Annotated in this window: 18 protein-coding genes; 9 read left to right on the forward strand and 9 right to left on the reverse strand. The window is 70.1% G+C overall.

Annotation, left to right across the window (positions count from 1 at the left end):
- Positions 1–39 precede the first annotated feature (39 nt).
- Positions 40–1,020: a phosphotransferase enzyme family protein gene (locus LQF12_RS00225; RefSeq protein WP_231054004.1), complete on the forward strand. Its 981-nt coding sequence runs from the start codon at positions 40–42 to the stop codon at positions 1,018–1,020.
- Positions 1,021–1,232: 212 nt separating this feature from the next.
- Here LQF12_RS00225 and LQF12_RS00230 read toward each other — a convergent pair whose 3' ends face one another.
- The 4 genes from LQF12_RS00230 to LQF12_RS00245 are packed head-to-tail and all read right to left on the reverse strand — an operon-like array spanning position 1,233 to position 5,284.
- Positions 1,233–2,507 (reverse strand): MFS transporter, encoded by a 1,275-nt coding sequence (locus tag LQF12_RS00230; RefSeq protein ID WP_231054005.1) that lies wholly within the window; start codon positions 2,505–2,507, stop codon positions 1,233–1,235.
- A gap of 33 nt (positions 2,508–2,540) precedes the next feature.
- On the reverse strand, positions 2,541–3,260 hold the full coding sequence (locus tag LQF12_RS00235; RefSeq protein WP_231054006.1) for a MerR family transcriptional regulator: 720 nt from the start codon (positions 3,258–3,260) through the stop codon (positions 2,541–2,543).
- 57 nt (positions 3,261–3,317) lie between these two features.
- Positions 3,318–4,292: a 3-hydroxyacyl-CoA dehydrogenase family protein gene (locus LQF12_RS00240; protein WP_231054007.1), complete on the reverse strand. Its 975-nt coding sequence runs from the start codon at positions 4,290–4,292 to the stop codon at positions 3,318–3,320.
- Entirely contained in the window at positions 4,289–5,284 is a 996-nt protein-coding gene (locus LQF12_RS00245) for a sugar phosphate isomerase/epimerase family protein (RefSeq protein ID WP_231054008.1), read from the reverse strand. The genes LQF12_RS00240 and LQF12_RS00245 overlap by 4 nt, the downstream gene beginning before the upstream one ends.
- Positions 5,285–5,397: 113 nt before the next feature.
- On the opposite strand from LQF12_RS00245, the gene LQF12_RS00250 reads away from it, so the two are divergent.
- Entirely contained in the window at positions 5,398–6,393 is a 996-nt protein-coding gene (locus LQF12_RS00250; RefSeq protein ID WP_231054009.1) for an LLM class flavin-dependent oxidoreductase, read from the forward strand.
- 86 nt (positions 6,394–6,479) lie between these two features.
- On the opposite strand, the gene LQF12_RS00255 is transcribed toward LQF12_RS00250, so the two are convergent.
- The 5 genes from LQF12_RS00255 to LQF12_RS00275 all read right to left on the reverse strand — a co-directional run bounded on the left by LQF12_RS00255 (position 6,480) and on the right by LQF12_RS00275 (position 13,122).
- Positions 6,480–8,006 carry an MFS transporter gene (locus tag LQF12_RS00255; protein ID WP_231054010.1) on the reverse strand — a complete coding sequence of 509 codons (1,527 nt, stop codon included), beginning with the start codon at positions 8,004–8,006 and terminating at the stop codon, positions 6,480–6,482.
- Between the two features lie 20 nt (positions 8,007–8,026).
- Positions 8,027–8,716, reverse strand: coding sequence for a GntR family transcriptional regulator (locus LQF12_RS00260; protein ID WP_231054011.1), 690 nt, complete (start codon positions 8,714–8,716; stop codon positions 8,027–8,029).
- Between the two features lie 4 nt (positions 8,717–8,720).
- Positions 8,721–10,541 carry an arginine--tRNA ligase gene (gene argS, locus LQF12_RS00265; protein ID WP_231054012.1) on the reverse strand — a complete coding sequence of 607 codons (1,821 nt, stop codon included), beginning with the start codon at positions 10,539–10,541 and terminating at the stop codon, positions 8,721–8,723.
- Between the two features lie 130 nt (positions 10,542–10,671).
- Positions 10,672–12,147: a xylulokinase gene (locus LQF12_RS00270; RefSeq protein ID WP_231054013.1), complete on the reverse strand. Its 1,476-nt coding sequence runs from the start codon at positions 12,145–12,147 to the stop codon at positions 10,672–10,674.
- Between the two features lie 99 nt (positions 12,148–12,246).
- On the reverse strand, positions 12,247–13,122 hold the full coding sequence (locus tag LQF12_RS00275) for a hypothetical protein (protein ID WP_231054014.1): 876 nt from the start codon (positions 13,120–13,122) through the stop codon (positions 12,247–12,249).
- 188 nt (positions 13,123–13,310) lie between these two features.
- Between LQF12_RS00275 and LQF12_RS00280 the strand changes: the two genes are divergently transcribed.
- From LQF12_RS00280 to LQF12_RS00310, 7 genes are all read left to right on the forward strand, one after another.
- Positions 13,311–13,835 carry a peptidylprolyl isomerase gene (locus LQF12_RS00280; RefSeq protein ID WP_231054015.1) on the forward strand — a complete coding sequence of 175 codons (525 nt, stop codon included), beginning with the start codon at positions 13,311–13,313 and terminating at the stop codon, positions 13,833–13,835.
- Positions 13,836–14,097: 262 nt separating this feature from the next.
- The gene (locus tag LQF12_RS00285; RefSeq protein WP_354004687.1) at positions 14,098–14,694 is read left to right on the forward strand and encodes a rhomboid family intramembrane serine protease; all 597 of its coding nucleotides are present in this window, start codon (positions 14,098–14,100) and stop codon (positions 14,692–14,694) included.
- 415 nt (positions 14,695–15,109) lie between these two features.
- Positions 15,110–16,573, forward strand: coding sequence for a sulfatase-like hydrolase/transferase (locus LQF12_RS00290; RefSeq protein ID WP_231054017.1), 1,464 nt, complete (start codon positions 15,110–15,112; stop codon positions 16,571–16,573).
- Between the two features lie 16 nt (positions 16,574–16,589).
- Positions 16,590–18,074, forward strand: a complete 1,485-nt coding sequence (locus LQF12_RS00295; RefSeq protein WP_231054018.1) for a sulfatase-like hydrolase/transferase — start codon at positions 16,590–16,592, stop codon at positions 18,072–18,074.
- A gap of 31 nt (positions 18,075–18,105) precedes the next feature.
- Entirely contained in the window at positions 18,106–19,608 is a 1,503-nt protein-coding gene (locus tag LQF12_RS00300; RefSeq protein ID WP_231054019.1) for an ABC transporter substrate-binding protein, read from the forward strand.
- Positions 19,609–19,638: 30 nt separating this feature from the next.
- On the forward strand, positions 19,639–20,604 hold the full coding sequence (locus tag LQF12_RS00305) for a carbohydrate ABC transporter permease (protein ID WP_231054020.1): 966 nt from the start codon (positions 19,639–19,641) through the stop codon (positions 20,602–20,604).
- Positions 20,601–21,500: a carbohydrate ABC transporter permease gene (locus tag LQF12_RS00310; RefSeq protein ID WP_231054021.1), complete on the forward strand. Its 900-nt coding sequence runs from the start codon at positions 20,601–20,603 to the stop codon at positions 21,498–21,500. The genes LQF12_RS00305 and LQF12_RS00310 overlap by 4 nt, the downstream gene beginning before the upstream one ends.
- Positions 21,501–21,518 lie beyond the last annotated feature (18 nt).

Below are 21,518 nucleotides of genomic sequence, written 5' to 3' on the forward strand. Positions count from 1 at the left end.
GTCATGGTGCGGCCTGTGCGGAAGCCCGATACTGGCGTGATGTTGGCTCTGAGCGAGATCGCCGCAGTGAAGGTGACGGTCGATGACAGGTGGTGCTCCGACGTCGCCGACTCCGTGGGGGAACGCTGGGGGCTCGCCTCCGGTTCGCTGCGATGGTGGCGGTCCTCCGCGACGCATGTGTTCGTCGTTCCGCCGGGGGCGGATACCCGCGGTGTGATGTACGCGCGCTTCGCGCCTCGGGCGACTGCAGCGGGCGACCGGCTCGCTGCCGGAACTGCCGTGCACGAGCGCCTGGCGGCCCGTGAAGCCGCGGTGGCGACGCTGGTCCGGTCTCGGCGCGGCGATATCGTCGAGCACGTGCACACGTCCGTCGGCGACATGGTGGCCGTGATGGTGCTCAGGGTCGAGGGCACCGAACTCGACGTTGACGATCTGGACACCACGACGGCCGCATGCTGGGGTCGCGCGCTCGCGGACCTCCACCGGACGGCGGGTCCGGCCAGGAGGCACACGATGAGAGCGTTCGCAGGCCTGAAACGCCATCCTGACGCCGAGGTGGCGGAGGCGGCAAGGAGCCTGGATGTCCTTCAAGGACGGACCGATGATGGCCCGTTCGTCGTGGGCCATGGCGATTTCGAACTCGACAACCTCCGATGGCACGGCGGGCGCTTCAGCTGCTTCGACTTCGACGAATCCGGTCCCATGCCGCTCGTGATGGATATCGCCGCAGCGACTCGTGATCTGTTCGACGGCCCGGCCGGTCGAGCCGGTCTGCTCGCGAGCTTCCTCGACGGATATCGCGAGGGCTCAGGACGGACGATCCAGCCAGAGAGCCTCCACCTCCCTCGAGCGATGGTCGCGGCACGGCAACTCATCGCCGCCGCTCGGGTGATCGACCGCACTGACCGAGAGGATGCGGAACTTGTGACGCTCGGGGAGAGGTTGCAGCGGCACTATGCCGCGCAGCAACGGCTCCTGATCGAGACTGCGCACGAGTTGCGTAGCCCTTCGTCGGTCTGAGGTGACGTCAGGTGTCCGACAGCGCCGGTCGCACCGGCGATCGCCGGCCGCGCACCCTGGGAGGAGCGTCATTCCTGCAACCTCGGGAACGGTGGCCAGCACTGCCTCCCCGGGTACCGCCGTCGCGACCCGGACCAGGCGATGCTCACCGCCGTGGCGGGCAACCTGACGGCCACCGGCGCCACCCTCGACGTCCCCTATGCCATGTTGGCCTACCGCGCCGCCTGCCGATCCGCACCGGGCTGACTCGGGTGGTCGACGGGAGCCTGCGCCACCACCGGTCGCAGATCACGCGGCCGTGCGGCCAGGAGTGCCACCACGGTCAGGACCGCCCAGAGTGCCGCGATCACCACGGCCGCGCCCTGCAGGCTCCACGCCTCGGTCAGCGCCGCGGCTCCCATGATGCCGATTCCTGGTGCGAGGCTGAGCAGCGCGTTCTGGGTGCCCATGACGCGCCCACGGAGGGTGTCGGGGATGTGTTCGAGCGAGAGCACGCCGAGCAGTCCACCGAACAGTCCGCTGCCCAGCCCCACCACGAAGGCGCCGATCAGGATCAGCGGCGTGGAGTGCAGCGTCGCGATGACGAGGAACCCGGCCGTCGCGCCGATCATCCCGGTCCGCAGCCACGCCGCGCGGGCGCCGCCCGGCTTGGCGAGCACTGCGTAGATGCCACTGCCGATCAGCAGCCCGACCGCGAGCGCGCTGAGGACGAACCCGAGCAACGCTGTCTCGTCCACCACCGTGAAGTGCACGGGGAGCACCAGACCCTGGAAGCTCGCCAGCACCACGCCGCTGACCAGGCTGATGGCGGTGAGCAGGAGCAGGATCCGGCTGCGCACCAGCGTGGACCATCCCTCGCGGAACTGATGGACGGCGCTCCGTGGAGCGGACGCGTCGGACGCGTCGGTGGCGGCGGTGATGGCGCCGAGGCGGCGCGGGATGGTGAACGTGATGAGCGCCGCGACCAGGGAGGTGCCGGCCGTCACCCACAGCACGCTCGAGCCCTCGAGCAGTGCGACCAGGGTGCCCGCGATCGCCGGGCCCACCACGAGTACGCCGGCGCCGATCGACTCGCGGATCCCGAGAAGCCGCTCCTTGGAGAGCCCGCTCCTGGCCACGATGGCCGGCAGCAACGCCTCGCGCGCCGTCTGCCCGGGGATGTCGCCGAGGGAGCCGAGCACCCCGAACAGCACGAACAACCCGACGCTCAGATCGGTGAACAGGTCGATGAACGGCAGTGCAGCCACGGCGGCAGCCGAGAGCATGTCGGTGACCACGGAGGAGGTGCGGCGGTTGATCCGGTCGATCACCACGCCCATGAAGATGCCCGCCAGGAACGCCGGGATCGCGGTGGCGGCTGCCACGGTGCCGGCGCCCAGCACGCTGCCGGTGCTCTGGAGCACCACGAGCGGCAGCGCGATCGCGGCGATCGAGTTGCCGAGCAGGGAAAAGACGTAGGAGGCGAAGTAGGTGAGGGAGTAGCGCATGCGCTATGTCTAAACTGTGACGCTACGACAAGGTCAAGCCTGCTGGTCGAGCCGCGTGAGCACGTCGAGCTGCGCCTCGGTGAATGCCTGCGCGCGGTATTGCTCGACGAGGGTGGTGACCCGGGTGTGCTGCAGTTCAGGCATCGGTGCGGTCGCGAGAATGGTCCGCAGCTCCTCCGCTATCCGGTCCCGCTCGGCCTTGGGGGTGGAGTCGGTGACCGCGAGCAAGGCGCTCATCGCCGTAGAAAGCCGGCCGCGCATCCGGGGATCGGCGACCATGGCCTCGGCATACGCCCGCACCTGTGCGTGGGTGTCCGGATCGCCGGCGCTCATCAACAGGGTGAGATCGGCTTCGAGCCGCCTCGCCACTGTGTTGGTGAGCATGCTCCGCGCCAGTTCGTCCAAGGGCCCGTAGCTGGCGGGCGCCTCGGGTAGCGCCGACTTCCGGGCTGCGCTGACGATGTCGAGCTGGCGGGTGAGCGTGGTGATCTGCTCGCGCAGCGCCTCCTCCAGGCCGGCGAGCTCGTCCTCGATCCCGGTGCCGGGCGGATCGAGGAGCCCGCGGATGCGGTCCAGGCCGAGCCCGAGTCCCACCAGATGACGGATCCGCAGCAGGCGCGTCGCGTCCAGCACCGAGTACTCGCGGTAGCCGTTGAATCGACGCTCCGGCTCCGGCAGCAGCCCGATCTGGTGATAGTGCCGCACGGTGCGCGAGGTGACACCCGCGAGCTCGGCCAGCTCCCCGATCCGCATCGCCCACCTCCTGGTGGCAGCCTACGGGGTGGCCGTGTGCCGGCCCTGCCCCGTCGACTACGCCGGCGGCGTGCCCTGGGGTGCCGGGCCGAGGTCGCTGAGGAGGTCGCCCATGCGCTTGTACGCGCGGTTGCGGTAGGCGATCAGTTCGGCCTTCGTGTCCTCGTCGAAGTCGCCGGTGAGTCCCTTGCCGTTCTTCGCCCCGTGCCGTCCGGCCGCCACGGCGTCGGAGAGCAACGAAGGCGTCCCGAGCCGCTCGCCGTAGGCCTCCTCGAGCGTGCTGTAGCCATTGGCGTACACGTCCAGGCCGGCCTGGTCCGCGATGGCGAACGGGCCGAAGAAGCCCAGCCGGTAGCCGAACGTGGTGCGCACGATCGTGTCGACGTCCTCGACGGTGGCCACACCCTCCTCGACGACGGCGGTGGCCTCCTTCAGCAGGGCGTACTGCAGGCGGTTGAGCACCATCCCGGGGGTGTCGGCGACCTGGGCACCCTCGCGGCCGATGCGCACCAGGAGTGCCTTGATGGCGTCGACGACGTCCGCCGTCGTGGCCTGGCCGGCGACCAGCTCGACACCGGGAATGAACGGGGCCGGGTTGGAGAAGTGCACGGTGAGGAAGCGTTCGGGGTGCTGCACAGCAGGGACGAGCACGTGCACCGGGATGGTGGAGGTGTTGGTGCCGATGATCGCGTCGGGGCGGGCGGCGGCGCTGATGCGGGCGAGGACGTCGTGCTTGACGTCGGCGCGCTCGAAGACGGCCTCCTCGATGAGGTCCACGTCCGCCACGGCCTCCTCGAGGGAGCCGGCGGCGGTGAGGTTGGCGCGGATCCGGTCGGTGCTGCCTGGTTCGTAGAGGCCGTCCGCCTCGAAGGCGGCGGCCTCGGTGAGCAGCCGTTCCAGTCCGGCCTGGGTGGCCTCGGGGGTGGTGTCGACGATCGTGGTGCGGATGCCGGCATTGGCGAAGATCTGGGCGATTCCGCCGCCCATGTAGCCGGCGCCGACGACGGCGACGGTCTCGATGGTCCTGCTCATGCGTGCTCCTGGGTCCTGGTCTGGTCGGGGCGGTCGAGGGCCGAGCCCACCACCTGACGGATGTAGTCACGGTTCTCGGCGCACACCCCGATGGAGTCGCTGCCGTAGTGCTCGGTGCAGAACGGCCCGCGGTAGCCGAGCTCGATCGCGCGGCGGATCACCGCACGGTAGTTGATCACGCCGTACTTCAGCGGCACCGGGACCGAGGAGTAGGAGCCGGTGGTGGGGTCCTCATCGCGGGTGTAGTTCTTGATGTGCCAGAAGTTGCAGTACGGCAGCACGGTCTCGAACAGGTCGATCATGCCCGGTGAGCTGGGGAGCGGGCGGTGCAGGCGGACGAGGTTGCCGATGTCGGGGTTGAGGCCGACGGCGTCGTGGCCGACGTCCTTGACGAACTGCACCGCGTCCTCCGGGGTGCCGACGTAGGTGTCCTCGTACATCTCCAGGCTGAGCTGGATGCCGTTCTCGGCGGCGTGGTTGCCGAGCTCGCGGATCCGCTCGATGGCGAGCGGGCGCAGCTCCGGATCGTCCACATGCCCGGGCTCGAGCCAGAACCACAGCGCCTGCTGTTGCGGGGGCGTGAGGCCCTGCATGAACCCGACGTTGACGATCGAGGCACCGAACTCGGGGGCGATGTCGAGGAAGCGGTGGGCGTCGGCGAGGTTCTGCTCGCCGTTCGCGCGGTCGACCACGCTGTTGCGCGTCATCGAGATGGAGGAGATGCCCAGGCCCTCGTCGGCGAGCACGCTGCGGAACTCGGTCAGGCGCTCCGGGCTGAGTTTGGCCAGCGGCAGCCAGGCGTCGGTGGGGTCGATGTGGTCGAAGCCGAGCTCGCGCACCTGGCGCAGCTGGCCCGCCCAGGTGACGGCGGGAGCCTCGATCGTGGGGGTGCCGTCCGGCGTGGTGGCGCCGAAGGTCAGCATGTTGCAGGCGATCGGCCAGGTCTCGGCGGTGAGGTCGCTGTGCAGGGGCGTCGTTGCTCGCGATTCCATATTATATAGGATAGCACTCGGGTTCGAGGCGGCTAGGTGACGGTCATCGGCGCTGGTTGGATGGTGGCGCCACCGCCGCAGGCCCCGCCCCACGACCACCGAAGGACGACGACGTGACCACGACGGACCACCTCTCCACCGACCCCGATGTGCCATCGGCACCTACCGGCCGCCGCATCGGCGTGATGCTCCCTCGTGATCTGCCTCCCCACGAGGTCCTTCACTTCGCGCGGCAGGCTGACGCGCTCGGTTTCCACGAGCTGTGGGTCATCGAGGACCTCGGCTTCCGCGGCGGTGTGGCACAGGCGGCCGCGGTGCTGGCGGCCACGTCGCGCCTCACCGTCGGCATCGGAATCGCACCCGCCGCGGCGCGTCACGCAGCGTTCGCGGCGATGGAGATCGCCACGCTCGGGCAACTCTTCCCCGGTCGCATCATTGCCGGGCTCGGCCACGGGATGCCGGCGTGGATGCGCAGCCTTGGCCTGTGGCCCGCGAGCCCGCTGACGCTCCTCGAGGAAACCGCCACAGCGGTCCGGTCGGTACTCCGCGGTGAGGCCGTCCCGCAGGGCCGGTACGTCACGCTCGAGCATGAGGAGTTCACCGAGCTCCCCGACGTCGTTCCTCCCGTTCTCCTGGGAGTTCGCGGACCGCGGTCGCTGGCGCTCTCCGGTCGGATCGCTGACGGCACATTGCTGGCCGAGCCGGCTCCACCGACCTACATTCGAGCGGCGCGCAGCCACATCTCGGCCACCGGTCCACACCAGCTCATCACCTACGACGTGGCGGCAGTCAGCAACGACAGCGGACAGGCTCTCGAGGCGGTCCGCCCTGGACTGGCCTACATCGGCGAGCCCGACTGGGCCCCCCACCTCGTCGACCTCGACTTCGCAGACGACCTCGCGGCGTTGCGTGCCCGATGCGACTCACCCCACGAGTTCGCCCGCCAACTCCCGCTCACCTGGGTCGACGCTCTCAGCCTCGCCGGGACGCCGGAAGGAATCCGGGCAAAGATCGCGGCACGCCACGACGCCGGCGCCACCAGCGTCGTGCTCACACCGGTAGGCGAGAATCGCCTCTCCCAGCTGGAGCAACTCGCCCAGGTCCAGTAACGCTCTCCCGTCCGATGCGCTCCCTGGGTTCGCGGGTGACGTAGTCATCGGCCCTCGTGGGCCAGTGACGAACGCATGCCCCCTCCTCACACGTGCGTCGAACGCCCAGCCCGCCGGCGACCCGCCAGCACCAGCCCCACGAACGCGATCGCTGCAGCGAGCATCAGCGCACCGTTGCCGGCCAGCACCATCGTCCACCCGTGGCCGAACCCGTCCACCGCCACCGACTCGCTGATCGCGGCCACGTCGCCGGTGGCAAGGCGGTCCGCCGTCCGTGGGCCGACGCGGGCGGCGATCGCGACGACCAGCCCCGCCCCGAACAGGGCGAGCACGATCGACGTCGTCCCGGCCCGCAGCGTGTTCAGCAGGCCCGAGGCCATGCCGATGCGGTCGTGGTCGATACGTGACATCAGCTGGGCGTCACTGAGGGCCGTCAGGGAACCGATCGCGATGCCCAGGGCCGCCGTCGGGATGAGGGCCACCCACACCTCGCCGATGGTGGCCAGCAGGCCGAAGGCGAGGTACGCCGCGGCCGCGAGGGTGAGGCAACCGGCGGCGATCTTCGGAGCGGAACCACCGCGGTTCACCCAGCGCGAGACGATCATCGGCACCACGAACAGCGGGATGGTGAACGCCAGCATCCAGGTGCCGGCGGCGCCCGCGTTCAGGCCGTGCACCACCAGCAGGTAGGTGGGCAGGTAGACCGTGAACCCGGACATGCCCGCCGCCGCCACCACGGCGCTGATGAGCCACGCCGAGGCGATCCGGTCACGCAGGAGGCTCAGCTCCAGCAGGGGCGCGGCCACGCGCAGCGCCCGGACGATGAACAGGGCCAGCACCACCGCCGCGCCGGCGAGCTCGCCGCCGCCGATCGCCGTGCTGCCCGAGGTCATGGTCGAGATGCCCAGCAGCAGCAGGCTCAGGCCCACGATCAGCATCCCCGCACCGAGCAGGTCGAACGGGCGCGGCTTGTCGGCCTTGGACTCCTTGATGAAGAACGTGCTCGCCACCATCAGCAGCGACGCGCCGGCGAGCACTCCGAAGGCGCCACGCCACCCGACGGCGTCCACGATCCATCCCGCCGCCGAGGGACCGATCGCCATCCCGATACCGCCGGCGGCCCCGCACAGGGCGAAGGCCTTGATCCGGTCGGGGCCGGTGAAGGAGGTGGTCAGTACGGCGGCCCCGCAGGCCATCAGGCCCGCCGAGCCGACACCGGCGCTGATCCGCGCGGCATTGAGCAGCACGATCGTGGGGGCGATCGCCGAGATGGCGATACCGCCGGCGTAGACGGCGGCGGCCACGCGCAGCACCAGGCGCCGGCCGAACCGGTCACCGAGCGCTCCCGCGATCAGCACCAGGCAGGTGGTCGCCAGCAGATAGCCGGTCACGAACCACTGCATCGCGGCGGGCCCGGCCTGCAGCTCGGCGGAGATGGAGGGTAGGGCGATCGCGGTGCTCGAGGTGGTGAGGGTCCCCACCACGTAGCCGGAGAGCACGCAGAACAGCGCGGCCCACTGCCGCGCCGTCCACCGGGCGGCCGAGCCAGGGCGCGGGGAACGCCGGCGCAGCACGAGCCGGCTCCCGGGGGCTTGCTCGAGCGAGGAGGTCACGGATCCCCAGCCTAACGCGGTCAGGACAGACCGGCAGCGTCCCTCAACGTGCGCTCGCGCACGCCGTGCAGGTGCGCCGTCATGGCCGCCACAGCCGCCTCCCGGTCACCCGCGTCGATCGCATGCAGCACTGCCGCGTGCTCGGCGAGGGCGAGATCGGCGTCGCTGTGGCGCTGCTCGACGAACTGCCGCAGCCGTTCACCATGGATGCCGATGTGCCCGGCCATCTGCTGCAGGTACCGGTTGCCGGTGGCGGCCAGGATCGCGTCATGGAACGCCCGGTCCGCGGCGAGATAGGCGCGCAGGCCCGCGACGTCGGAGAGCCCCGTCACCAGCTCGGCCTGACGGCGCTGGCCCGCCAGCGAGTCCGCGAGCGTCTGCGCCAGCTCGGGCCAGGCGCCGTCGGGGGTGTGGCGCAGGGCGCCCACCTCCAGCAGCACCCGTGCGTCGAAGAGTTCGGCGATCGCGCCGGTGTCCATGGGCGGCGCCACCTTGTACCCGCGCAGCGCGTTCCGGGTCACCAGACCGGTGGACTCCAGCTGCACCAGGGCCTCGCGGATCGGCGTGGGGGAGACGTCCAGCCGGGAGGCGAGCGCGTCGATGCCGAGCTGCGTTCCCGGCTCCCACTCGCCGGCGACCAGCAGTTCGAGCAGCGCGTCGTAGACCTCGTCGCGCAGGGCGCGACGTGCTGCTCGCTGGGACGAGCTCACCGGATCACATCCGCTCCGGTGCCGCGATCCCCAGCAGGTCCAGGCCCTGGGCGAGGGTGCGGCGGGTCAGATCCACCAGCGCCAGCCGGCGCTCGCGCACCGACCCTGAAGACGGCAGCACCGGGCACGCCTCGTAGAAGTCCGTGAACGCCCGCGCCAACTCGTACAGGTAGGTCGTCAGCCGGTGCGGCTCGAGGTCCTCGGCCACGGCGGCGAGCACATCGCCCAGCCCGTCGATCGCGAGCACCAGGGCGCGCTCGGCCGGCTCCAGGGCGAGGTCGCTGAGGGCGGAGGGGACGCCGTCGGGAATCTCGAGGCCCTGGGCGCTGGCGCGGCGCAGGATCGAGACCATCCGGGTGTGCGCGTACTGCAGGTACACCCCGGTGTTGCCGTGGAAGGCGGTCATCCGCTCCGGGTCGAAGACGTAGTCCTTGGTGCGGGACCCGGACAGGTCGGCGTACTTCACGGCACCGATGCCGGCCTGCTCGGCGATCTCGGTCAGCGCCGCCTCGTCGAGCTCGCTGCCCTTGGCCTCGGCACCCTCGCGGACCACCGTCGCGGCCGCCGCCACGGCCATGTCCAGCAGGTCCATCAGCCGCACCGTCTCGCCCGAGCGGGTCTTGAACGGCTTGCCGTCCGGGCCCAGGATCGAGCCGAAGGAGATGTGCCGGGCGTCCACGCCCTCGGTCAGCCAGCCGGCGCGGCGGCCGGCCTCGAACAGTAGCCGGAAGTGCAGGCTCTGCCGGGCGTCGACCAGATAGAGGATCCGGTCCGCCTCGAGCTCACTGATCCGGTACTTCAGGGTGGCCAGGTCGGTGGTGTCGTAGCCGTAGCCGCCGTCGCGCTTGCGCACCATCAGCGCGGCAGGCTGATCGTCGGGGCCCGTGACGTCCTCGGAGAGCACGACCAGGGCGCCGTCGGAGGTGACGGCGATCCCCGCCTGCTCCAGCTCGGACGCCACCGCGTCCAGCTGGTCGTTGTAGGAGGACTCACCGCGGGAGTCCTCGGCGCGCAGCAGGATCCCGAGCCGGGCGTAGACCTGGTCGAAGTAGAACTGGGACTCGGCCACGATCTCGCGCCAGACCGCCAGCGTCTCCTCGTCCCCGGCCTGCAGCGCGACCACGCGCGCGCGGGCGCGATCGGCGAACTCCGGATCAGCGTCGAAGGTCTTCCGGGCCGCCTTGTAGAGGATGTCGAGGGCCGAGACGGGGGAGGCGGTGGCGTCGTCGGCGGCGGGCAGCTCGCTGTGGCGCCACGGCTGCTCGGGGTGGTCGGTGATGTACTGGATGAGCATCCCGAACTGCGTGCCCCAGTCACCGAGGTGGTTCTGCTTGATGACCTCCGAGCCGAGGAAGCCGAGCACCCGGGTCAGCGCGTCGCCGATCACCGTGGAGCGGATGTGCCCGACGTGCATCTCCTTGGCGATGTTCGGCCCGGAGTAGTCGATCACCGTGCGCACCCCGGCCTGCGTGGCCGGCACGCCGAGGCGATCGGAGGCGCGTCGAGCCTCCACCTGGGCCCAGAGCGCGTCATCGGAGAGGGTCAGGTTGAGGAAGCCCGGCCCGGAGATCTCCACCGTCCCGACGGCGGAGCCTGCCGGGATCTGCTCGCTCACCCTGGTCCCCACCTCGCGCGGGTTTGCCCCGACCTTCTTCGCCAGCGCGAGCGCGGCGTTGGCCTGCAGGTCGGCGTGGTCGCTCGGGCGGATCAGCGGGTCGGCGCCGGCCTGCTCCGGGTAGGCGGCCGTGATGGCCGCGCCCACGGCGTCGGTGAGCTGCTGGGAGAGCGAGGGGACGGCGTCGGCGGGGGCAGGAGACTCAGACACGCCCGCCATCATCCCACTCGAGGGCCAGGCGGCAGAACCTCCGCTGATCGGAGCGACACGGATACGTCATCCTGCGGACCTCTGCTGCGGCAGACCGGCGCAGCGGTGTCGATGGCGTCGGGCCGCGGCCTCAGCTGCGGAACCAGTCCTTCAGCGCGGGGTACAGCTGGGCGTAGGACGCCGACGCCGGCCCGTAGACCTCCATCAGGGCCGGGTCCGGCTGGATCCGGCGCTCCACCCCCACCATCGCCTCGGCGGCTGCGGCCACACCCCCGGGGACGAGGCCCACGGCGCTCGCGGCCAGGATCGCGGCGCCCAGCGCCGTCGCCTCGGTGGTGACACCGATGGCCAGCTGCCGGCCGAGGACGCCGGCGATGATCGAGAGCCAGGTGTCGGAGGCCGAGCCGCCGCCGATCACGGTGATCTCCTCGATCCGCCCCGCCGGCACCTCCAGCCGGTCCAGCAGCACCTTGGCCTCCAGCGCCAGGCCCTCCAGCACGGCCCGGTAGAACTCGCCGGCGCCGTGGCTCTCGGTGAAGCCGATGAACGTCCCGCGGGCGCGCTCGTCCCAGTACGGCGTGGTCGACCCGCTCAGGTAAGGCAGGTAGCGCAGCCCGCCCGCGCCCGGGGCGGTCGAGTCCAGGAGCTGTTCCAGCTCGGCGGGATCCTCCGGGATCGCGCCGGCGAATGCCTTCCGGAACCAGGCCACCGAGAGGGCGCCGGAGTTGATGTAGCCCTCCACCGTCATCCCGGTGCCGAGCGGGCTGCCGAGGAGGCGGTAGTCCCAGGAGTGCGGGGCGCCGTCGGGAGCGTGAGCACCGAGCGTGACGGAGGTGCCGAGGCTGAGGTAGGCCCGGCCCTGGCGCGAGACGCCGGAGCCGAGCCCACCGCACTGGCCGTCCCCCGCGCCGGCGACCACGGGCAGTCCTGCCGGTAGCCCGGTGCGGGCGGCGACCTCCGGGAGCAGGCCCCCGATCTGCGTGCCGGGCTCGGTCAGGGCCGGGAGCCGGTCGCGATCGAGGCCGACCCGTGCCAGCAACTCGTCGGCCCAGTCCCCGGTGGCCATGTCCACCAGGCCCATCGGGTCGGCGCATGCGCTCGAGGTGACCAGACTCCCGGTGAGCCGGTGGCTCAGGAAGCCGTGCACGTCGGCGACGTAGCGCGCGGCCTGCATCGTGGCGGGTTCATGCTCGGCCAGCCAGGCCAGCTTGTAGAAGCTCGGCGTGGTCGAGGGTGGCTTGCCGGAGATGCGGTGGACGTCCTCGTCACCGAACCGTTCGACCTGCGCACCCGCCCGGGCGTCCAGCCACAGCATCGCCGGCCGGATGGGCCGCACGGCGTCATCGAGGCAGACGAACGACTCCCGCTGGGCAGTCAGCCCGAGCCCGCGCACCGTGTGCCCGGCCGCCTCGAGCTCGGCGGCGGCGCCGGTGAGCACCTCGAGAGTGGAATCCCACCACTCCTGCGCGTCCTGCTCGTGCCAGGTGGGCTCGGGGGAGCGACGCGCGATCGAGGTCCGCGTGATCGCGTGCACCGTGCCGTCAGGACCGAACGCGACGGCCTTGGTCCCGGTGGTGGAGGCGTCGACGCCGATCACCACATCCATGTCTGAGCGCTCCCTCGTCGCAGCCGATCGCCTGCCCCAACGACAGATCCCTCGCCGGTCTGGCGGACCAGACCGGCGAGGGATCTCTCGGTGGTGGTGTCAGGACTTGTTGCCGTGATCCTCCGCGGCGTCCTTGGCCTCGTCAGCCGCGTCCTTGACCTCGTCCGCAGCGTCCTGCGCCGCGTCCTTGGACTCCTTCGCGGCCTCCTGGGCGGCGCCCTTGGCCTCGTCGGCGGCGTCCTTGGCGTCCTCGGAGACGTCGCGCGCGGCGCCGGTGGCGGAGTCCTTGACCTCGCCGGCCTTCTGCGCGACCTTCTCGGCGGCCGCGGTGGCGGACTCCTTGATGGAGGCTGCTGCACCCGAGGCGGCGGCACCGGCCTGGCCGGCGGCGTGCTTGGCCTTCTCGGTCGGCGCGGGAGCGTCGTCCCAGTACTCCTCGGCCCACGGGTCCTCGGTGGGCTGCGTGCGCTTCCAGACCAGTACGCCGGCGCCGACCACGGCGGCGCCCACGAGTACCCATCCCACGGTCTTGCCGACCTTGCTGCGGCCCTTGGCCTTCTTCTCCTGCTTCGCGACGGCGTCACTGGCGGCGTCGATCACCGAGTTCGCCCTGCTCTGCAGGTCGTCCGCACTGGTCCCGGCGGCCTTGGCCGCGTCCTCCATGGCCTGGACCACGCGCGGGAGGATCCGGTCGACCAGGGTGTCGTGCGCGACGTCGACCGCGCCCCTGCTCTTCTCGGCGGCGTCCGCGATCCGGGGAGCGGCGGCCGTGACCCCGGCCTTCCAGGCCTTCTCCACGCGCGGGCTGGCCCACTCGACGGCGGAGTCCACGCGGGGGGAGGCCCATTCCTTGGCCTTGTCCACCTGCGGCCCGGCCCAGTCCTTGCTCTGGTCGGCGAGCTGCCGCGCGACCTTGCCAGCTTCCTCGGCCTGGTTCCGGAGCTGCTTGGTGTTGACCTTCTGCTTGCGCGACATATGACTCCCTAGCTCACGTCCCGCGGGCGCCCACGGATTCTCGGATGTGGTTCGGATGGTCCACCCCTATCGTGCCACCCGCTCGTATGATCTGCACATGTCTGGCCCCGGTGGGCCCCGGCAGACCGTCGGGAGGTGGAGTGCCCGGCTTCTTCGGCGGCGCCGGAAAGAGTGCGAAGATGGCAGGTATGGACGCGATTCTGCACACCTCCGCCGGCGACATCACCGTCGAGCTCTTCCCCTTCCACGCCCCGAAGACGGTGAAGAACTTCACCGAGCTCGCCACCGGCGAGCGGACCTGGACCCACCCCGAGACCGGGGCCGAGAGCAACGACCCCCTCTACAACGGGACGATCTTCCACCGGGTGATCCCGAACTTCATGATCCAGGGCGGGGACCCGCTGGGCACCGGGACCGGCGGCCCCGGCTACCGTTTCGACGACGAGATCCACCCGGAGCTGACGTTCGCCGAGCCGCACGTGCTCGCCATGGCCAACGCCGGTATCCAGATGGGCCGGGGCACCAACGGCTCGCAGTTCTTCATCACCACCGCCCCCACCCCGTGGCTGCGTGGGAAGCACACCATCTTCGGCAAGGTGAAGGACCAGGCCTCGGCCGCCGTCGTGGACCAGATCAACGCGGTCTCCACCGACCCCCGCAACGACCGCCCGGTGGAGGACATCGTGATCACCTCCATCGAGATCATCGACTGACACCCGCATGACCAGTTACCCCGCGGCGCCGGCCCCGGGTGGCGGCGGACAGGCCGGTCCGCCGGTCTGCCCGCGCCATCCGGACCGGGTCTCGTACGTCACCTGCCAACGCTGCTCGCGGCCGACCTGCCCCGAGTGTCAGCGGCCGGCGGCCGTCGGGGTGCACTGTGTCGACTGCGTCCGCGAGGCGCAGCAGTCCGCCCGCCCGACGCGGACCGTGCTGGGCGGACGAGTCAGTCGCAGCGGCCGGCCGGTGGTGACGATGACGCTCATCGGCCTGTGCGTGCTGGCGTTCCTCGCCTCGTATCTCGTGCCCGGGCTGCGCTCGGACTTCTGGCTGGTGCCGGCGTTCGCCTCGGAGGAGCCGTGGCGCCTGATCACCTCGGCGTTCCTGCACGCCGGCTGGCTGCACCTGTTGTTCAACATGTACGCGCTGTGGATCGTCGGGCCCTTCCTCGAGCAGATGCTCGGACGGTGGCGATTCGCAGCGCTCTATCTCGTCAGCGCTCTCGGCGGCTCGGTGGCCGTGGTGCTGCTGACCTCACCCGAGAACGCGGGCATCCCGACCGTCGGCGCCTCCGGTGCGGTGTTCGGGCTCTTCGCCGCGATCGCGGTGGTGCTTCGCCGTACCGGCCGGGATGCGCGTCAGATCCTCGTGGTGATCGCGATCAACGTCGTGCTGACCTTCACCATCGCCGCGATCTCCTGGCAGGCGCACCTGGGTGGGCTGGTCATCGGTGCGGCCCTGGGAACGCTGTTCGCCTATCTGCCCAAGGAGCGCCGGTCGGTCGGCGCCGTGCTGGGCGTGGCCGGGATGACGCTGCTGCTCGGCGTGCTCACCGTCGCGCTGCTGGCGTAGCCGGATTCGCTCCCCAGGTCTGGCCCGCCCGTGACTCGGGGCGAATGACACGGGTGTAGTTCTCCACAGGGTTACCCCCAGCTGGGGAAATCACAAGCCTGTAGTTCTCCACAGGTAGGTGCACAGCCTGTGGGCATCCGCGCGCCCGGAGAGTGCCGTCGGATCTCGCGTGCCGGCCGGCGGCCGGTGACCGGATCGACACGCCTGCGTCGATCTGCGGCAGCATGTGCCCGCACTCCACGCCGCTGTGTCGCTGCGGTCGAGGGACCGTGCCGAGCCCCGGTCGCGATCCGCGGAATCCCGCCGAGGTAAGCGCTGGAAATCGCTGTCGCGAAACGCTGGACATCCGCTTCTACAGCGCTGTAAAGTCTGGATCCGACACCGCAGTCACCTCTGGAAGGGCCGAGCAGCGCTCATGGCATCGAGCACACCCCCGAACATCGTCGTCCTGATGACCGATCAGCAGCGTGCCGGCTGCACGGCTGCCGAGGGCGGCCCGGACACGATGCCTCGGCTCGATGCGCAGCTGGCCGGCGGCGTCCGCTTCGAGCGGGCCTACACCAGCGCCCCCGCCTGCGTGCCGGCGCGCACCAGCCTGCTCACCGGCCGGTTCCCCTCCGCGCACCGGGTCCGCCAGAACAGCACCGCCGAGCACGCCTACTACAGCCAGGACCTGTTGCAGATGCTCAGAGCGGCCGGCTACTCACTGCACTTCAGCGGCAAGCCCCACATGCACCCCGGCCCCGAGGACTTCGACACCTTCCACGGCCCCTTCCTGCACGACGGCGGACCGGACCGGAGCGGAGAGCACGCCGCCTTCGATACCTGGTTGCGCGAGCTCGACCATGCGGTGGCCGCCGAGCCCACCCCCTTCGGTGTGCAGTCCCAGCTGCCGTCGCGGATCGTCGACGGCGCGATCGAGGCGATCGAGGCGAAGCAGCCCGACCCGTACTTCCTCTGGGTCTCCATCCCCGAGCCGCACAATCCCTACCAGGTGCCCGAGCCCTACTTCTCGCTCTTCGACGAAGCCGACGTGCCGGAGCGCCTGGTCGGGCCCGAGGTGCTGGACCGGATGGGATGGCGGTTCCGGTGGCTGCACCGCCTCATCGAGGACAAGCGCCCCGGCTTCGACGACCAGTGGCGCCGCTACCGCGCCAACTACCTGGGCATGCTGCGACTGATCGACGATCAGATCGGCCGGCTCCTGGACCACCTCGAGCAACGCCCGGGCGGGCTCGAGAACACCATCGTGATCTTCCTGTCCGATCACGGTGATTTCACCGGCGACTACGGGCTGCAGCGCAAGGGGGCCGGCGTGCCCGAGGCACTGATGCGGATCCCGCTGGCGATCGCGGGACCGGACGTGCAGGCCCAGCACCGCAGCGAGCTGGTCTCCATCGTGGACCTGCTGCCCACCCTCGCCGAGTGGATCGGCGCCCCCCTCCCCGCCGGCGTGCAGGGGCGCTCGCTGACACCGCTGCTGCGGGGGGAGGAGGCGCCGCCGTCGGAGTTCGCCACCATGTACGGCGAGCACGGCTACGGCGGGGTGTCCTACGGCGAGGACGATCGCCCGCCGCTGCACTTCTCCTACGACGGCGCCACCTTCGACGAGCTCAACAGCGTCACCCAGAGCGGGGAGATGCGGATGGTGGTGGACGGTCGCTACAAGCTCGTCACCGATGACACCGGCGAGGTGGCGCTGTACGACCTGAGCGACGACCCGGCCGAGACCCACGACCTGAGCACCGATCCCGGGCACCGCGAGGTCCGTGAACGTCTGCTCCTCCAGCTCGTGCAGTGGATGCTGCGCGTGGCCGACGACCTGCCCGAGGGCGACTACCGGCCGAGAACCCGTGCCCACAACTGGCGCTGGGCCTGAGCCGGAGGAGGTGACCATGACGCGCGCCACGCCGGAACAGCCGCCGCACATCCTGCTGATCATGACCGACCAGCAGCGCGCCGGGTACACCCGCGGCTCCGGGTTCGCGCTGGACACGATGCCGTTCTGTGACGCCCTGGCGGCCGAGGGCTGCGTCTTCCCCGGCGCCTACACGACGGCGCCTGCGTGCGTGCCGGCGCGCGAGAGCCTGCTCACCGGCCGGTGGCCCTCCGCACACCGGGTGACCCAGAACAGCAACGCCGCGCACGCCTGGTACGACACGGACCTGCTCGAGGTGCTGAGAGAGGCCGGCTATCGGCTCAGCTTCACCGGCAAGCCCCACATGCATCCCGGCGCAAACGACTTCGACCACTTCGCCGGGCCGTACTTCCATGCCGGCGGTCCGGTGCGCGATCGCGCGCACGGCGACTTCGATGCGTGGCTCGACGAGCTCGACTTCGGGGTGGCGACCGAGGCGACGCCCTTCCCGCTCGAGAGCCAGCTGCCGTACCGGATCGTCAGCGATGCGATCGCCGACCTGGATGCGGCCGCTGAGCGCGAGGGCCCGCAGTTCCTCTGGGCCTCGTTCCCGGAGCCCCACAACCCGTTCCAGGTGCCCGAGCCCTATTTCAGCCTGTTCGCCGAGGAGGAGATCCCCCCGCGTGCGCACGGTCCGGAGGCGGCCCGCGCCAAGGGTGGTCACTGGCGGTGGCTGCAGGAGCTCTTCGAGGAGAAGCGACCCGGTTACGACGGGCAGTGGCGGCGCTACCGCGCGAACTACTGCGGGATGCTCCGGCTGCTCGATGACCAGATCCGGCGTCTCGTCGAGCACGCTCGCGCGCGGCTCGACGGGGAGGTGCTGGTGATCGTCGTCAGCGACCACGGCGACTACACCGGTGACTTCGGCCTGCAGCGCAAGGGGGCGGGGCTGCCGGAGTGCCTGGTGCGGGTGCCGCTGTTCTTCTCCGGAGCCGGGGTCGCGCCCGGTCAGGTGCGCGAGGAGCTGGTCTCCATCGCCGACCTGATGCCCACCCTGTGCGCACTGGTGGCCGCGAGCCTTCCCGACGGCGTCCAAGGCCGCGACCTGCTGCCCCTCCTTCGGGGCGGGCCCGCCCCGAAGGAGGAGTTCGACTCCATATACGCCGAGAGCGGCTTCGGAGGGCTGATGTATGAGTCCTCCGAACGGCCGCCCCTGCACTTCCCGTACGAGGGGCCGACCATCGACTCGCTGAACTCGGTGACCCAGAGCGGTCGCTCACGGATGCTCCGGCGAGGCGATCACAAGCTCGTCCTGCACAGCAACAACACCGGTGAGCTGTACGACCTGGCCGCCGATCCCGGCGAGGTGGTCAATCTGATCGACGATCCTGCCTACGCAGAGTTCCGCCACGAGCTGCTGTGGCGATTGGCGCAATGGATGCTCCGTCTCCAGGACGAGCTCCCGCGCGGCATCTACACACCCAAGACGGTCCCCCACAACTGGACGATGAGCCCGAGCTGAGGCTCGCGCACACATGACGAAGGAGTCTGCCATGAGCACAACACGAATCACCGGCCGCGCCACCTCAGGGCGGATGCCGCTGGGCCGCCGTCAGTTCCTCGGGGCCTCGGGCGCCGGAGCCCTGGCCACTGTTCTCGCCAGCTGCACGGGCGGTGGTCAGAGTTCCCAGGAGGAGACCGGCGGGGGCGGTGACGGCACCCTGCAGTGGTGGGACCAGTTCCGTCCGCTGACCCAGATGCTCGAACAGGATCTCTTCGATCCCTACACGCAGGACAACCCCGACATCACGATCGAGCGGCGCGAGCTGGCCGCGGCCGACCTGGGGCAGGCGCTGCAGGTGGCGCGCCGGAGCAATCAGCTGCCGGATGTGCACTCGCTGGCGGGGCTGGACGCGGCGCCGGCGGCGCTGGTGAGCGAGGGCTGGTTCCAGCCGATCAGCGACTTCGCCGATTTCGCCTCCAGTCCGGTGGCCGATCAGATCTTCGACGGCCTGCACCGCTTCAACGGCGACGTCTATGCGGTGCCGCTGTTCTCCTCCCGCCAGCACGCCACGATTCCCTGGTACAACGCCGAGCTGCTCGAACAGGCCGGGGTCGACCCGGAGGACGAGCCGGTGACCTGGGACGACCTGCGCGCGGTCGCACGGCAGGTCCGGGACAACACCGATGCCCACGGCATCTTCCTGCCCGCCCAGAATCCGAACTACCTCAATGCGATCGTGGTTCAGCTGGCGATGACGGCCGGAGCGCCGGGCGAGATCGACTGGCGCACGGGGGAGTACGTGCAGGACTCCGACCCGTTCGTGCAGGCGTTCGAGTTCCTCCTCTCGCTGCAGCAGGACGAGCTCATCCACCCGTCGTCGCCGGCGATGATCCCGCGCGACGCCACCGCCCGGTGGGCCGCCGGTGAGGGGGCCATCTACCCGTGGGGCCCGTGGTTCATCGGCGACCTCGCCTCCGAGTCACCCGACGTGGTCGAGCGCGGCCTCGGATGCTGGTCGATCCCGCGCCCGGACTCGCAGATGCGCTCGGTCCGCTCCGGCCCGGCCGGCGGGGTCTTCTGGGTCTCGACCGACTCCGCCCAACCCGAGGCAGCGGCGGAACTGCTGCTGCGGATGACGCAGGAGGACTTCCAGGCCGCGCTCGCCACCGCGATGGACCAGCCGCCCGCCCTGCTGGATGCCGTGGAGACGGCGGATGTGCACCCGGCCTACCGCGACATGGTGGCCCGATTCGCCGAGGATGTCCGCATCGCACCGGCACCCGAGATCGGCCATCCGGAGGCCTGGCGGGTCCTGGCGGAGATGCGGCCGGTCGAACCCGGCATCGGCACGATCCTGCAGTCGGCGCTCAGCGGTGAGGACCTCGACGTCGCGGCCGAGCTGCGCACCTACCGGGAGGCGATGAGCGCCGAGCGTGAGCGCGCCCTCGAGGTGGTGCAGGGCGAGGGTGCGGAGGTGGACCAGGAGGCGTGGGTCTTCTCCAACTGGGATCCCGAGACGGACTACGCGATTGAGGACTATGACGCTCGCTGAGCATGTCGTGGCGACAGTGAGGGGCGTGTGATGGTGGCCGCTCTGGAAGAACGCCGGGAACTGCGGTCCACGCCCCGTCCGGCCAAGCTCGGCGTGTGGCGTCGGTTGCGTCGGGATTGGTGGATCTACCTGTTTCTGCTGCCGACGGTGGCCGGGTACGGGGCGTACACGGTCTACCCGTTGGTGGCCTCGTGGTGGTTCGCGTTCCTGGACTGGCCGGGGTTTGCTGATGCGGGCACGTTCATCGGGATCGAGAACTTCGAGCGGCTTGCTGCTGACGATCTGTTCTGGAACGCGTTCAAGAACTCGTTCCTCTTCCTGATATTGGCGGTCCCGGCCCGAGTGGGATTGGCGTTGCTCCTGGCGATCCTGCTGAACCGGAAGCGGACCCCGTTCAAGGGGCTGCTGCGCACGCTGTTCTTCCTGCCGGTGGTGACCACCGGGGCGATCATCGGGGTGGTGTTCACCCTGCTGCTCGATGCCGGTGGCCCGATCAGTGTGGCGATGGTGGGGATGGGGTTGCTGGACTCCCCGGCCAACTTCGTCGCCAGCACCGACACCTCGCTGCTGGCAGGGGTGGCGGTGTGGGTGTGGAAGTGGTTGGGGATCACGATGATCTACTGGCTGGCCGCGTTGCAGACCATCCCGCAGGAGGTCCACGAGGCGGCGATGATCGATGGCGCCCGCCCGGTCCAGGAGTTCACCCGGATCACGTTGCCGCTGCTGATCCCGTTCCTGGTGATCATCACCCTCATCGACACCGTCGGTGCGCTGAACGTCTTCGACCTGATGTACACGATGACGGGCGGTGGACCCTCGTTCTCCTCGGAAGTGATCGAGATCTTCATCTTCCGCACCGCCTTCGGGGCCACCGTGCCCCAGCTGGGGTATGCCTCAGCCGCAGCAGTGCTGTTCGGGCTATTGACCATGGGCATCGCCGTCGCCCAGGCAGTAGGCCTGCGGTGGGCCCGCCGAGCCACAGGAGCCATGAAATGACCACCACGCCCGTGTCCACCTCCAAGCTGCGGGGGCTACGTCCCGATCGCCCCGACAGTCTGCGGGTGTTGATCCGCCGGCCCGGGAGCCTGATGGTCTTCGCCGGGTTGGTAGTGCTGGCGTTGATCTGGATCTACCCCTTCATCTGGCTGGTCTCGGCCTCGTTGAAGACCCAACCGGAGATCTTCGGCTCCGGGCTGGGCCTGATCCCCGAGACTCCAGTCTGGGAGAACTATTCCCGCGCCTGGACCGTGGTCGGGTTCGACAGGTATTTCCTGAACTCGGTCATCATCACCGGCGGGACCGTGGCCTTGATCGTGGTCCGCTCGGCATTGGCGGGGTATGTGCTGGGCCGGTATGACTTCATCGGCAAGAAGCTGCTGATCGGGATCTTCCTGATCACGTTCTTCCTGCCCGAGGGCTACACCATCATCCCCGTGGTCCAGCTCACCGACCAGATCGGGCTGCTCAACACCCATCTCGGCGTCATCCTCGGCCTGGGCGCGGGCGGGCAGGTCGCCGCCACCCTCCTCTACGCCGGCTATTTTCGTGGGCTGCCCAAAGAGCTCGAGGAATGCGCCCGCCTGGACGGGGCCGGACATATCCGCATCTTCGCCCAGATCATGCTCCCCCTGGCCTGGCCCATCACCGCCACGGTGATCATCTTGACGTTCCTGTTCGCGTGGAACGTCTACCTGCTGCCCCTGGTATTCACCCTCTCCGAACCGGCCCTGCGCACCCTCGCGGTCGGGATGAGCGCCTTCATCGGCGAATACTCCACCGACTGGTCGGGCCTGGCCGCCGCCGCCATGATCTCCCTGGTCCCGGTCATGGCCATCTTCATCGCTTTGCAACGCAAATTTGTCGACTCCATCGCCGGAGCAGTCAAACAATGACCCGAACGGAGCGCCACC

This window comes from Ruania suaedae, assembly GCF_021049265.1.
Taxonomy (GTDB): Bacteria; Actinomycetota; Actinomycetes; order Actinomycetales; family Beutenbergiaceae; genus Ruania; species Ruania suaedae.